Annotated in this window: 14 protein-coding genes and 1 pseudogene; 2 read left to right on the top strand and 13 right to left on the bottom strand. The window is 68.1% G+C overall.

The features are described 5' to 3' along the window. Positions 1-63: 63 nt before the first annotated feature. The 8 genes and pseudogenes from OG609_RS14365 to OG609_RS14330 all read right to left on the bottom strand — a co-directional run bounded on the left by OG609_RS14365 (position 64) and on the right by OG609_RS14330 (position 6566). Positions 64-432, bottom strand: coding sequence for a tyrosine-type recombinase/integrase (locus tag OG609_RS14365; RefSeq protein WP_327273174.1), 369 nt, complete (start codon positions 430-432; stop codon positions 64-66). A gap of 184 nt (positions 433-616) precedes the next feature. Next, positions 617-1381, bottom strand: coding sequence for a hypothetical protein (locus OG609_RS14360; RefSeq protein WP_327273173.1), 765 nt, complete (start codon positions 1379-1381; stop codon positions 617-619). Positions 1382-1578: 197 nt separating this feature from the next. Beyond that, a pseudogene (locus OG609_RS14355) lies at positions 1579-1746 on the bottom strand (GNAT family N-acetyltransferase); the annotation flags it as partial. 254 nt (positions 1747-2000) lie between these two features. After that, positions 2001-3428, bottom strand: coding sequence for a hypothetical protein (locus tag OG609_RS14350; RefSeq protein ID WP_327273172.1), 1428 nt, complete (start codon positions 3426-3428; stop codon positions 2001-2003). Between the two features lie 123 nt (positions 3429-3551). Next, positions 3552-4097 carry an HAD domain-containing protein gene (locus OG609_RS14345; protein WP_327273171.1) on the bottom strand — a complete coding sequence of 182 codons (546 nt, stop codon included), beginning with the start codon at positions 4095-4097 and terminating at the stop codon, positions 3552-3554. 35 nt (positions 4098-4132) lie between these two features. Further along, the gene (locus OG609_RS14340) at positions 4133-4825 is read right to left on the bottom strand and encodes a class I SAM-dependent methyltransferase (RefSeq protein WP_327273170.1); all 693 of its coding nucleotides are present in this window, start codon (positions 4823-4825) and stop codon (positions 4133-4135) included. A 1-nt stretch (position 4826) separates the two neighbouring features. After that, a complete protein-coding gene (locus tag OG609_RS14335) occupies positions 4827-5738 on the bottom strand; it encodes a phosphotransferase family protein (RefSeq protein WP_327273169.1) in 912 nt (303 codons plus the stop codon). Between the two features lie 78 nt (positions 5739-5816). Continuing rightward, the gene (locus tag OG609_RS14330; RefSeq protein ID WP_327273168.1) at positions 5817-6566 is read right to left on the bottom strand and encodes a hypothetical protein; all 750 of its coding nucleotides are present in this window, start codon (positions 6564-6566) and stop codon (positions 5817-5819) included. Between the two features lie 223 nt (positions 6567-6789). On the opposite strand from OG609_RS14330, the gene OG609_RS14325 reads away from it, so the two are divergent. Further along, a complete protein-coding gene (locus tag OG609_RS14325; RefSeq protein WP_327273167.1) occupies positions 6790-8145 on the top strand; it encodes a tetratricopeptide repeat protein in 1356 nt (451 codons plus the stop codon). A gap of 1 nt (position 8146) precedes the next feature. Then, positions 8147-8677, top strand: coding sequence for an NUDIX domain-containing protein (locus OG609_RS14320; RefSeq protein ID WP_327273166.1), 531 nt, complete (start codon positions 8147-8149; stop codon positions 8675-8677). A gap of 68 nt (positions 8678-8745) precedes the next feature. Here OG609_RS14320 and OG609_RS14315 read toward each other — a convergent pair whose 3' ends face one another. The 5 genes from OG609_RS14315 to OG609_RS14295 form a co-directional block, all read right to left on the bottom strand. Then, the gene (locus tag OG609_RS14315) at positions 8746-9684 is read right to left on the bottom strand and encodes a restriction endonuclease (RefSeq protein ID WP_327273165.1); all 939 of its coding nucleotides are present in this window, start codon (positions 9682-9684) and stop codon (positions 8746-8748) included. Between the two features lie 225 nt (positions 9685-9909). After that, positions 9910-10539, bottom strand: coding sequence for a DUF6000 family protein (locus OG609_RS14310; RefSeq protein WP_327273164.1), 630 nt, complete (start codon positions 10537-10539; stop codon positions 9910-9912). A 3-nt stretch (positions 10540-10542) separates the two neighbouring features. Beyond that, positions 10543-11100: a HEAT repeat domain-containing protein gene (locus OG609_RS14305; protein ID WP_327273163.1), complete on the bottom strand. Its 558-nt coding sequence runs from the start codon at positions 11098-11100 to the stop codon at positions 10543-10545. A gap of 23 nt (positions 11101-11123) precedes the next feature. Then, a complete protein-coding gene (locus tag OG609_RS14300; protein ID WP_327273162.1) occupies positions 11124-11273 on the bottom strand; it encodes a hypothetical protein in 150 nt (49 codons plus the stop codon). Further along, positions 11270-11656, bottom strand: a complete 387-nt coding sequence (locus tag OG609_RS14295) for a CPCC family cysteine-rich protein (protein WP_327273161.1) — start codon at positions 11654-11656, stop codon at positions 11270-11272. Before OG609_RS14295 ends, OG609_RS14300 begins: the two co-directional genes overlap by 4 nt. Positions 11657-12011 lie beyond the last annotated feature (355 nt).

Below are 12011 nucleotides of genomic sequence, written 5' to 3'. Positions count from 1 at the left end.
CGGCCTTTGCGGTCCGCACAGAGTCCGCAGCGTGCTGGATGAGTCCGGCGCGCGGGGGAGCGGTTACGCCGCTTCGTCGACCTGTGGCTGGGCGTCGGCGGATTGGTCCGCGTACGCCTTGTCGACCGCGGCCCGGGTCCGCTCCTCGGAGTCGGGCCACAGGTGGGTGTAGATGTTCAGCGTCATGGCCGCATTGGTGTGGCCCAGGCGCTCGGAGACCGTCTTCACGGACTCGCCGTGCTTGATCAACAGGCTGGCGTAGTGGTGCCGGAGGGCGTGGGGTCCGGTGCCCTTCGGTATGCCGGCCTTCGCGCAGGCGGGCCGCCAGGACCCGTCCATGAAGTGCGTGTAGACCACGGGTCCGCCTTGCGGCGCCGTGAAGACCCAGCTCTCGGGCCCATCGGCGGGGAAGTCCCGCAGGTGGGCCTTCACGCCCGCATCCGCAGCGAGAAGAACATCCGCTGGGGCGGCAGACCTCTACGAACAACGGCCTGACCACCCGACCCAGCAGACGTTGCCGGTCACACAAGGCGCGTCATAAAATGATCTTGGCGCCGGATCACGGTGGGACGCGAGCACGTGCACAGGAGAGTTCGCGCTACTCAGCTGTCGTCTTTCAGGAGCCGGGTAGGCCGAGGAGGCTGAACAACTGCTGGCTGGCCTGGAATGCGCTGCCTGCCGTCAGGAGGAACCGGTGGATGCGGCCCAGCGTCGCATCGCGAGCTTCGGTGTCCCCGGCGGCGAGGGCCGATTCTAGGTTCCCCGCGTGGCTCTCGGCGATGTCCGCCTCTGCCTGCGTGGCCTGGGTAGCGTCTTCGCGCAGTCGGTGTACCAACTGCTGGTGGACGTGCCGGACCTCACCCCGACGGTCCTGGTGCATCGAGGCGTTGCCTGCACCGAAGGCCGCGTTGAAGGTGTTGTCGCCCTGTTCGGTGGTCTGGTTGATGCTGATGTTCGAGGCGTTGGCCCCACGGCCGGCGTTCGCCATGTTCTCCCTCACTCCGTTTAGTGTCGCCCGGTACCGGTACGGGCTGTAGGGGTGGTTGGCGGTCACAAGTTGGTGGGCCAGACCCAGGCCGGCGAGTCGGCCCATGATCAGGAAGACGTCACCCTCGTTCCAGCCGCGCCGGGCGAAGTAGCTCTCCATGTCCACGAAGACCCCCGGGACGCTGTCGCTCAGGGCGCACACCTGATCCAGGGCTTCGAGCGCCAGCGCGTTCTGGCGCTCCAGGGCGATCGTGGGGGGCGGCAGTGCGGCTTGGTAGGCACGCTCGCGCTGGGCGCGTGCTTCAGCCGTACGACGTCTGCTCCGGGAGACCGCAGCGATTGAGAACACCGCGCCGCCTATCAGGAGGAAGGGCAGCAGAGTGACAACGCTCACGGAGGCAGCCTTCCGTCGCGGGACGCGGTGCACGGGACGTGGAGACGGATGGTAGAGACCGCTTCGGGTGCGAACAAGGGTGTGATCCAGCCTGGCCGCTCAGCCTAGGGCGACGCGAACGCGTTCCGTCCGCGTCCGCAGCGAGAATGGCATTCGCTGGGGCAGACGGCCAATCGTCCAGATGGCTTGAAGCACTCTCAAAGCTCTTGCTTCCCAGGGCACCACACGTACCGGATGTCCGGCTCACGTTCCTCGTTGCGGTGACCGTCGGTGTGCTCAGTGGCGATGAATCCGTGCCGCTCACAGAAGCGACGTGGTGACTCGTTGACCTGGAACGTCCGCAACGTCAACCCGGCCGGACCACGGCGGACGACAGGCTATTGATCTCCACCGCGACGCATGCGCACAGACACACGACACGACCGCATGAGAGTTCTCCGCGACGCCCGGACCAGGACGGAACCCTGTGATCGTTTCCGGTCAGAGCTAGCCAGCCACAGAGCTGCTCACGTTGATTCCCCACCCGGCTGGTGGTCTACGCCCCCGATATCGCTCGAGTGGACGAGATGTCGCTCCGGTCGGCCTCGCACTCAGGTGAGGCCGACCGGCGAACAACGCTTCAGGAGCAGTTCCATTCCTCGCTGGGCAGTGCGTGCCACAGGTCGAGCCAGTCGTGGAGCAGGAAGAGGGGGCGGGTCAGGACGACGTCGCCGGCCCGCTGGGAGCGGATCGCCAGGCCGAGGTCGGCGAAGACCGGATCGCCAGCGACGCTGTACGCCAGGCTGCCGGGCCGTGTTGTGCGGTGGACGAGCCAGTCCTCCACGTGGGAAGGTGCGCAGCCGGTCAGCGGGGCTGTGTCCAGTCTCACCTGGGGGCCGGTGAGGGCGTCTGCGGCGACGCACCCCAGGCGGCCGTCGTGAAAGAGGGCCCTGATCCCGCTCTCAGTGAAGTCGGCGTAGTTGAGCTGCTGGTCTTCGCCGTGGTGGGAGTAGGACGAGACGGCCGGTCCTTCGCCGAGGACGCGGGTGATCTCCTCCAAGGTCATCCCGAAGTGCAGGGGGCCGACTCCTACGTACGGCGTGAACGTCCACTCGGCGCGCTCCTCCTCCCGGGCGATCCGCCACGGGCCGCGGTACCCCGCCTCGCTTCCAGCGGCGGCCACGGGCGGCTCGGGTGCTGGCTCGTGCGGGGCGGCCGGGCTGGGCGCGGTCCGGTCCTTACGCCGGCGGCCGAGTCGTTTCGGAGCCGCGGTGTCCTCGGGTTGCTCTTCCAGCCAGCGGATCGCCTGCTCCTCCTCCTGGCCGCCGAACGGGTCCTCCGCCAGCTCGCCTGCCCGGTCCAGGGCCGCGCGGCGCTCCTTCTCCGCAGTGACGAGACCAGTGACACCCTCCCCCCAGGCAGCCAGCCGTTCCCGGGCGATCCACCGGTAGTACGAGTCCGCGCTCACGGCAAGGACCTCGCGAACGGCGGGCGCGTACCGGGGTACGGACGAGGCGAGGGCGGGGTCGGCCAGGAGCAGGGCGGTGGCCGCGAGCGCGGCCTCCTTCACTAGTGGATCGTCGGCGTCGCAGAAGTCCGCGATGCGGTCGTGGAGTATTGGCCTTGCCGCACGGGCGGCAGCCAGATCCTGCGCCGTGCCGACGCCGTCCTCGACGTCCAGACGGGCGATGTCGGCGAACGAAGCCAGCCAGTTCAGCAGTTCGGCGCGCAGCGACCGCCGACCGGCCCTGCGTTCCCACCGGTCTTCGGCGAGGGTGCGCGGATCGTCGAGAAGACGAGCGAGGACCAAGGCCGCCGGAGCGGTCGCCGGAAACACCTGCTCCCGATTGAGGGGCAGCCGATACAGATCCCCCACCGCCCGCACCCGGCGGGCCGGGTCGGTGGCGAGCACAGCGCCGAGGATGTCCGGTGTGTCAGGCACACCGTGCTGGCCCGTACAGACGTGCGGCAGCTCCTCCCAGGCGGTACCGGCGAGCTCTGCCTGTGCTCTGGGTGGCAGGGAGCTGGCGGGAGCATCAGGAAGGTCTGGGGTCATCTCGTTGATCACGGCCGCAGTGTTCCAGTTGACTCCGACATCAGCGCCGCCGATACGTGCTACAGACCGCAGACGGCTCACGCTCGAGCAACACTCTGATGCCCTCGCTGCTCGTGGCAGCGAGGGCATCAGTCGTCAGGCGGCGCGGGCTGTGGGTAACTGCGCGACCCACCTCGTGACCTCGGTCAGATGCTCGGGCTGTAGACCGAGGTGCGGGTCGGGCTGAATGAGGAGGGTCGCCGTTCCCTTCGCAGTGCGCTCCACCGCCCATTCATGGTCGAGGCCGGTGAAGTCGTCGTCGATCCAGACGGCGGGGGCGTCGCCCAGCCAGGCGTCGACGTGGTCGCGTTTCCACAGGTAGCCGTTGGGGTGGCTGGTGGTGATCTGGGGACGCGGCAGGTTGACGTGCGGCAGAGGCGGGAGGCCGAGGAGCGGTTCGATCAGGGTGGTGGCGTCCTGCCGCCAGCTGGTGCACCAGACCGGAGTGACGAGACCCGTACTGATCACGTCCATGAGCGCGAGACCGTGGGCGGGATCGAGCCAGACGGTAACCGGGTTGCCGGCGCTCCGGCCGGTGGGGACGACGTCGTGGCGGGCGTGGGTGGCCGGGGTCGAGCCGTCCGCGTTGGGGAAGGGTATGAGGACGCCGTCGATATCGAGGAGCAGGTAGGGCGGGCGCATCGGTTCCTCCAGGGGAAGCCGGAGCGAATGGCTGGTCAGAGCTTGCGAGCGCGGATCAGCAGGGTGGTGGGCCAGTGGCCCATGCGGGGGTCGTGGAACTCCTGGGCCGAGGTGAGCCAGAACCCGGCCTGGCTGAGGTGCCTCTCCCAGCGGTCGGTGTCGAACTCCCAGCGGGCAATGGGGAGCCGGGTGCGGTCGGGGAGGGCGACGAAGTCGCGGCGGGGCCGATCGTCGCTGGAGGGGCTGCGGCTGCCGCGCTGCGGGTGCGGAACGGAGAAGACGAGCACCCGGCCGGGCGTGAGGCGTTGAGCGATGGCCGGCAGCAGGAGCTCAGGAGCGACGAGCCCTACGGCGGCGAAGACGGAGTAGATCGCGTCGAACTGCTCGTCGGAGGCGTGCAGGTAGTGCAGGGCGTGGCCGGCGACGAAGGTGAGGTTGTTCAGCCGTCCGTAGTGGGAGCGGGCGCGGCGGACCTGGAGGCCGACCAGGTCGACGCCGGTGACGTGGGCGCCGTGGCGGGTGGCGAGGTGGGCGGCGTTGTGGCCGGGGCCGCAGCCGAGTTCCAGCAGTCGCTTGCCGCGCAGGTCGGGGCCGAGGACGTCAGCTCCGGGCCCTTGGCCGGGTCGCGTGGTCCATTCCATCCGTGCGGGTACGGACAGGGGTTCGGCGAGTCCAGCGGCGGTGCGCTGGAGCGCGTGGGCGTGCCAGGGGGATGCCTGGGCGAGCACGTCAGATCTCCAGGAGGTGGAGGGCGTCGGTGAGGTGGCGGCGGACAGCCTTGATGTAGGCGGGGTCGGTGGCCGGGTCGTCGATCCAGCGGACGGACTGCTCCATGAACCACTCGACGGCCCACATGCGGTGCCAGCCCAGGGCCCAATGTTCGGCGGTGAGCCCGCCGCGCGGGGCGAGGGCGTCGGGGGTGCCGCCGGCGGTGACGTACTGCTCCAGGAAGACGCGGAGGCGGATGGCGTGCGGGGGCTCGATGGTGCCGTGCCAGCTGGCGAGGTCGAGCAGGCCGGGGCCGGTGAAGGCGCGGGCGAAGTCGAGGAGCCGCCAGCCGCGCTCGCCGATGTGGAGGCTGGTGGGGTGGAACTCGGAGTGCACCCAGCCGAACGGTTCCAGTGTTGCTCCGGCCGAGCGGGCTTCGGCGGCCTTGGCGATCTGGTCGAGCGCGTCCTCGACGTCGTCGGCGTCCTGCCACCGGTCGGCCTTGCGCAGCCGTTCGAGGTGTTCCAGCGCCCGGGCCGGAAGTGCGCGCAGGCGCTCCTGGCCGAGGACAGGCAAGGGCGGAGCCGTACGGGTGCCGTGCAGGATCACGGCCGCAGCGACGCCGTCGAGGTCGTCGGCCTCGCGGACGGACGGTCCGAGGTCCTCCATGAGCATGCCGAGCCATCCGTCCAGGACGGCGGAGGCGTGGACCTGGGGGACGGGTACGCCGAGGGTGTGGGCAAGGCGGAGGGCCTGGTCCTCGCTGTCGAACGGCTTCTTGGCGTACTTGAAGATGGCCGTGGAGCCGTCGGGGAAGGTCACGCGCTCGACGCCGGACATGGACCACACGCGTACCTCCTCCCGTACGGCGGTGGTCTGGCCGGTCGCGGTGAGCAGGTTGTCGAGGAGTTCGGCGCTGGGGTTTGTGGTCACGGGAGGGCTCCGGGGGATGGTGGCTTCCGGGGCGGGCGAGGGATGCCGGCCCGCCCCGGAGCCTGATCGGATGGTGGGTTACGCGGCGGGGTTCACGCGGTGGGCGTAGACCTGCTCGATCCAACCCGCCTTGAACGCGGCGAGGTCGTCGCGGAAGTTCGCCATCGAGGCACCGTAGGGCGCGACCACGCCGCCGGACTGGTCCGGCACGGACTGGCACCCGTGCACGAGCCGGCCACCGAGCGCCGCGTGGGCCTTGATGGACTCGATCCGGCGGTGCTCGTTGAACCAGCCGCCGTGGTAGACCTCGTCGAGCATCCCGCCCATCTCGTCGTCCAGGTCGAAGACGACGGACGTGGCGGCAGGGAAAAACCAGCACGGGCCGACGTTGGAGATGTGCCCGTCCAGCTCGACCTTGTTGAGCGCCATGAGCGTGGCCGCCTCGCGGAGCATCCGCAGATGATCGGCGGTGATCTGCGGCAGGCCGAGGCTGGCCAGGTGCTCGTTGCGGAAGAGGTACGCGTACACCTCGTACGCGGTGGCCAGGACGCGGGCCGCGTCGGAGGTGGACTCACCGTGGTTCTTGATGAAGTCGAGCGCGAGCTGCTCGACCGCGCTCTCGGTCGTCTCGTCCGCACCGAGGAGCTGGGCCTTGACCAGCTCCCAGTCGGCGACGAGCCAGGTGTTCGACTCGAAGCGGAAGAAGTACTCGGCCGGGTCGATGGTGATGCGCCGGCCGTCGGCCTGGATGCCAGGCAGGCGGTTCCAGCGCGGGTCGAACGCCTCGGGCAGCTCGACCGTGATGGCCGTGGTGTCGATGGTGGTCACCGTGTCTCCGTCTCTGATCGGCCGGGTCCGGGCACAGGAATGCCCGAGCCCGGTGTGGGCGTACGGAACTTCGGGGTGCCGCCCGGACCAAGGGGGAGCCTGGATCACGGTCACGCCGTTTCGGGCGGCTGCTGATAAGTGAACCGGTGGTCACGCTCAGTGGGTACGGTGGAAGGCAGTTGAAGCGGTATACGCGGTTTACAGCTCCAGGGCGGAGGCGATCGTGGCGGCGCAGCGAGAACCCAACTTCCCTCTGCGCGATGTCATCGCGGCGGTCGACTGCACCTACGAGGCCCTCGCCAGAGACGTGCGGCGCATCGCCGCCGAGAACGGCGAGATCCTCCAGACCAACAAGTCGGCCATCTCGCACTGGGTGAACGGCACCCGCGCCCCGTCCGGCCGGGTAGGTCAGTACCTGGCCGAGGCGCTGTCCCGCCGAGCGGGACGTACGGTCACCCGTACCGATATCGGCCTGCCCGTCGGTGATGCCGAGGAGCCGGCGGAATCCGACCCCGTCCTCGCCGTCACCGACCTGGGCCGCGCCGACGTCCAACGTCGCCGCTACCTCGCCATCGCGGCCTTCACCACCGCCGGCGTGGCCATGCCGCTCGGCTACGACCACGAAGCCACCACCCGCATGCTCCGCGCCCGCACCGGCACGTCCCTCGTCGGCGCGGAGGACGTGGACGTCGTACGGCAGATCACCGCGGCCTTCAGCGCCGCCGACGAGCGCCTCGGCGGCGGGCACGGCCTGACCACCGTCACCGCGTACCTGGCCGACACAGCCGCCCCCATGCTGCACGGACGCTTCCCCAGCGAAGCCTTACGTCGGGCCGCCTTCGGCGCCGTCGCCGAACTCGCCTACCTCGCAGGGTGGAAGCACCACGACCTTGGCCAGGAAGGCGCCGCCCAGCGCTACTACCAGGTCGGCTACAAGCTCGCTTGCGAAGCCGACCCCCACGGCCACGCCGCCTGGATGATGCGCGCCCTCGCCCACCAAGCCCTGAGCCTCAAGCAGCCCCACCACTGCGTCGACCTCGTCGAAGGCGCCCTCCGCACAGGTCTCGGCCACGTCGACGGCCAGACCGAAGCGCTCCTCCACATCACGCACGCCCGCGCCTACGCCGCGGTCAACGAGAACCCCTTGGCCGCGCGCGCCCTACTCGCCGCCGAGGACGCCCTCCTCCGGGACGACGGCCCCCAACCCAGCTACTCCCGCGTAAGCGGCCCCGCCGCCGGCACCGTAGCCAGCCACACCGCCCGCACCCTGACCGACCTCGCAGACCACATTGGCACCGAGCAGCAGCACCGGGACGCCCTCACCCGCTGGGACCCTGTGAAGTACAAGCGCGTCCACGCCCTCACCCACGCCGACCTCGGCGACAGCCTCGCCGCCCAGGCCCGCGCCGATGAGGCCGTCGCCGCCTGGACCAAGGCCCTCGTCCTCATGGAGGGCATGACCTCCGACCGGACGCGCAAGGCGATCACCTCGATCCGTTCCACCCTGGCGATCTACCAGAGGCGCAAGGTACCCGGCGCCGCCGATCTTGCTCGCCGCGCCCGCGAGGCCCTCGCCTAACATGCCCAACAACCCGCCCGACGAAGGGAACACCGTGACCCAGCAGACCGACGACCAGCCCAAGGCCCTGAAGCCGGCGCTCGAATCCATGACCCTGCTGGTCGCCGCCGTCATCGTCCACGACAAGGCCGCCAACCGCGTCGTCCTCCTCCAGCGCAGCGAAAACGCCAAGTTCGCCCAGGGCCTGTGGGACCTCCCCGTCGGCAAGAGCGAGCCGGGCGAACCCATCACGGAGACTGCAGTCCGCGAGCTCTACGAGGAGACGGGTCTCACGGTGAAGCCCGAGTCCCTCAAGGTCGCCCACATCATCCACGGCGCCTGGGGCGTCGAAGCCCCCAACGGCTTCCTTACCGTCGTCTTCGCCGCCCACGACTGGACCGGCGAACCCGAAAACCGCGAACCTCGCAAGCACTCCCAGGTCCGCTGGGTCGATGCCAACGCCATCCCCGACGCCTTTGTCGACACAACTGCCAGTGCTCTCCATCAGTACCTGCACGGCAGTTCTCAGGTGTCACTTGACGGGTGGCGTTAGTTGCGCACCCTGAGTTTGGGCGCAGGGCCTTCCGTCGACTCCGGCTTGACGGCGACGGGCTGTTTCGGCTATTCGCCCGGGAACATCGTGGCTGGAAAGTAGCAGCTTCCGGTCTCATTTGTGTGACGCTTCTTGCGTCGCAAAAGTTCGTCGAGCGTGAGGCGCCCGTCGAGAACGTAGAAGAAATCGAGCCCCTCCATCGTCAGGAACGGCGTACTCTCTCTGTACGCTTCTCGGGCTCCGCTAGTGAATCCATTTACGCTGATAAAGATTCCAAGCGAATTTTTCCCCTTCCGCCTCACCTTTTCATTGAAGCTGTAGAGGTGGTGGGGCTGGATCGCCTCCTGCCACCACTTGGCTTCAACGATGTAGTCGTCCGTGTCGAAGGTGAGCGAGCCGTCGATTTGCTCGTACTCCAGGCTGTATGACAGGCGCGGTTCCATGTCGAACAGCCTGAAGACGTCATTCAGGAATGGCTCGAAGAGCCTGCCTGCCTTCTGGCGATTATCCATGCGCTCCAGTTCGAGGAAGCGTTCTTTAAGAGCGGCAAGCTTAGCTTCAAAGCCATGCTGGGCCTCCACTACAGCGCGGTACGTGAGAAGCTCATCATCGAACTGCGACTGTTGCTCGTGGGCAACGCGCTGGCGGTCCACCAGCCCCCTGAGATGGTCGACTGCTTCCCTTGCTTCGGCGATCAGTGATTCGGCGCTCTCGTGCCGTTTCAGTGCAGGGAAGCTCGTCAGTTGAGAAACCTCCGCCATCATCCGAAGTGAAAGATCGCGGTATTGGCGCTCATTTGCCATCAACCGGTCCACGAACTCATCTGCGGTGGCCCATTTGTAACCGCTGAAGTCCATGTGGGCCAGCAGTGAAGGGTGGTCCGTGGCCCACAAGCGGATGAATCGTTCGAGGTCACGCTTGTACCAGAAGATCGACTTAAGCGCGCCGGCCAGGGCTCCGTAGGCGGCTGGGCTGATCGGCTGCGCTGGTTTCGGCGTGCTCGTCATCCCTCGTCCGACCTCCCAGTCTCTGTGTGGGCTGCTAACACCTGGTCAGATGATGCTACAGAGGGGAGTCGGGTGCTCACCTGCCTTCGCGTCGGATTGCTGCGTCCTGCGCGGCAGTGAGTCGGATGTCGTACTGCAGCTCACCGGCTACCTCTTCATGTGCCGCACTTGCGGCCGGTACATGGCGTGCGCGGACTTCACGTAGCGGCAGTCAGGCAGCTGCGGCTACGTCCGGGTCCAGCCGTTGGCGAAGTCGCATTGGAGGTCCGTCCAGCGGCGAAGCTCGGCGGGGGTGTAGCTGGGGTAGCCGAGGCGTCCCACGCCCATGACCCACTCGTCCCAGATGCCGTCGGGCTCCGTTAAGCGGTCGGTGTGGTGGGTACCGAGGAGGGCGTCGAGGCGGAGGAGGGCGCCCAGGGCGGCGGGCTGGTCGTAGTGGAGGTCGGTGCGGGGGAGGTAGTGGTCGAGGTAGGCGGTGAGGATCTCGGCGTCGGCGTGGGTGCCGAAGCGGGCCAGGGCGAAGCAGTAGGCGCTGCCGGAGTAGCAGACCTCGCTGGCCAGTAGCAGGTCGCCGACGCGTGCCCGGAACCGTTCGCGGCGGTCGAGGCCGATCAGCCAGGCGGCGGTGAGGCGCGAGCGCCATTCGTACCCGAGGAGGGCTTCCAGTTCCTCGTCGGTGATCGCGGCGGCGTCATTGAGCAGGTGTCGGGTGAAGCGGGTGGTGTGCCACCACCGGGGGCTCAGGAAGCGCCCGCCGTTCAGTACGAGGTAGCGCGGGAGGCCCGAGTACGTCCTCGTCACGTAGCTCTCGATCACATGGCCGTAGCCGATTTCCTCGGGGTGCTGGGACGGCATCGGTCACCTCTCCGGGTACAGGTCGGTACGGTCGATCCAGGTGGGGGCGACGAAGATGTTGTCGCCGGCGGGGGCCTCGGAGGCTTCAAGCAGGGACCAGGTGCGGGACTCTTCGACCAGGTGCTCCCAGGGTGCGGTCCAGTCGAGTTCCCAGTCCAGGCCGGTGTCGGAGACGCCGTACGTGTGGCTGGCATCCACTCGCCAGAACTGGGAGTAGAGGATCACCTGGGCGTGGTCGGCCAGGTTGTTGATGATCTCGGTGAAGTGGGCCGAGGGCCAGCCGGGGGCGTCATCCGCCGCGGTGGCTCGTAGGTGAGCGGTGAGCGGTGGGACGACGGGGGTGCGTGCGCCGAGTTCGGTCAGGGCCCAGCGGATGCCGCCCGGCTCGGTCCAGTCGGGCGGGGTCGCTCGTTCCAGGCATGCGCGGTAGGCGCGGCGCAGGGGCTCGGCCGCACCGTCGATATCCAGGTTCGCCAGCGCCATGGCTGCCCATTCGCGGACGGTCGGGTTGTCGCTGTCCAGCAGTCCGATGAGGGCGGGGCCGCAGCGGGGGTCTCCCACCTTCTCGAAAACCTCGATGGCGGTCAGCTGTCCGAAGCCGCCCAGAGAGGACAGCCCTCGACGATGGTGGGGATGGCGTCGGAGCCGATCCAGATCAGCTCCGCACGGGTGTCGTAGGACTCGCTGGCTTCTCCATCGAGCTGCTGGACGAGGCTTTTGATTCGGGAGGTCATGACGCCGACTGGTCGCGGAGCCAGAAGGTGGGCAGCCACCAGCAGAGCACCGAGCGGTCATCGGGCCACGGGGCGCGGTCCTCGGCTTCCCAGTCCTCGAAGGAGTCGCGCGTCAGGTTGATGGGGCGCCAGGCAGGGTCGAGCGGCTCGTCCTCGGCCGGAGGGCTGACGTACCGCCGGCTGTGCTGGTTGCAGGCACCGAAGTCCTGGTAGTTGCGCTGAGCCTCGATCAGGGAGATCTTGTTCGCTCCGCCGTCCATGGTCGGCCAGCGGAACTGGACCCCGTCGTCCTCCCAGAAACAGACCGGGCAGGTCTCGAAGGAGCCGGGCATGTCGTCGAGCACGCGGTGCCCGCAGCAGGGGCAGGGGTAGCGGTGGGTCACCTGCGCAGTCTTGTTTACGGTCCGGCCGGAGTGCCATGGAATTCCGTGGCTCGGCACATTCGGCCAGTCCGCAGCCAGTCCGCGGAATACCCGTATGCGGCCGTCGGGAGCCCTCGCATGCCAACGAGGAAATCCCAGGTCAGGATCGGGCTTCAGACATTCCGCTTCAACGTGTAGCGGGCGCGATACGGTACGTGGTACGTCACTGATCTGGCAAAAAAGCAGGTCAGAAGGGGCCCGGCTCTTCTGAGTCGGGCCCCTGGGTTTTCCCCCGTTCGATCCATCAGGTCACGAGGTGGGTGAAGTAAGATTCAATCTACGTAAGAATCTATCTACGTTAATTGTTTTCAGGGGT

It is taken from the genome of Streptomyces sp. NBC_01224, from assembly GCF_036002945.1.
Lineage (GTDB): Bacteria > Actinomycetota > Actinomycetes > Streptomycetales > Streptomycetaceae > Streptomyces.
This window is presented reverse-complemented; position numbering and strand designations above follow the sequence as displayed.